This is a genomic window from Sphingopyxis flava (genome assembly GCF_900168005.1).
Lineage (GTDB): Bacteria > Pseudomonadota > Alphaproteobacteria > Sphingomonadales > Sphingomonadaceae > Sphingopyxis > Sphingopyxis flava.
The window spans coordinates 1-1,112 of the sequence record NZ_FUYP01000112.1; the positions used below are offsets into that span (position 1 = coordinate 1).

Below are 1,112 nucleotides of genomic sequence, written 5' to 3' on the forward strand. Positions count from 1 at the left end.
CTGACCGGGCGCTACAAGTCGGCACACGTCATCAAGAAGATGCCGGGCAACTGGAAAACCGTGATGGACGCATTCATCGAATCGTTCCACGTCGAAAACGTTCACCCCCAGACCGCGCCATACTCGGCCATCGAGCAGGCCCAGTACGACGTCTGGCCGGGCAAGCGCCATTTCAGCCGGACTTTGACCCCTGCCGGAATACCGACATCGTCCGGCTCCTATCCTCTCACCGATCAACAGATCGTCGATCGCTTTATCGACGCATACATGCCTGGATACGGGCATTTGATCGGTGCGCCGGAGTCCCTGCTCGGTGAAGGAGAGACGCCGCGCGACGTCATCGGCCGGATCTATACCGACATGCTCTCAGAGCAGTTGCAGGTGGACCTGTCAGATCTGGACACCGCATGCGCGATCGACGCTGTGTTCTACTTTATCTTCCCGAATTTCCAGCCTTGGCCGACTCTGGCTTACCCTCTGTTCTACCGGTTCCGCCCGCTGAACGACGACCCCAACCAATGCTTGATGGACATCATCATCCTGTCTCCGTTCAAAGGCGAGCGCCCACCGTCCGCCGCACCAGTGGTCCAAGCATTCGAGGAGCCGATGGCGAACGTGCTTGGCGTGCTGGGTGAGATTCTCGACCAGGATTGCGCGCATATCCGTGCGATCCAAGCCGGGATGCGCGCGGCGCGAGACAAGCAGCTGAACCTTGCGGAGTATCAGGATTCGCGGGTGCGTCACTATCATCGCACGCTTGGCGAATACATCGCCGCGACCTGACTAAGTCGGCCGGTAATCAATGTATGCGGCGTTGGTGGTCACACCCGCCGGGAGCGGAAAATGTCACTTTCTCATGTCTTCACGCCGATTCGGATCGCGGATGTCGAGATCCCTAATCGCATAGCCCGCTCAGCACACGGGACCGCCTTCAGTTGGGGCCCGTTGACCCAGCGCCACATCGACTACCATCTGGCAAGAGCGCGCGGAGGCGTGGGCTTGACCTTCCTTGAGGCGGCCAGCACCCACCCGACCGGCCTGCCCTCGCTCGCCAGTCTCGACGACAGCATCATCGACGAATACCGCAAGCTGATGGACGCGATCCGGCCGAC

At 60.4% G+C, this 1,112-nt stretch carries 2 protein-coding genes; both read left to right on the forward strand.

What is annotated here, in order from left to right; all coding sequences use genetic code 11:
• On the forward strand, positions 1 to 783 hold a 783-nt coding region (locus B5X69_RS20760; protein WP_281250963.1), incomplete at its 5' end, for an RHO alpha subunit C-terminal catalytic domain-containing protein.
• 60 nt (positions 784 to 843) lie between these two features.
• Positions 844 to 1,112 (forward strand): beta/alpha barrel domain-containing protein (locus B5X69_RS21245; protein WP_483881687.1); only part of this gene is annotated, 269 nt, incomplete at its 3' end.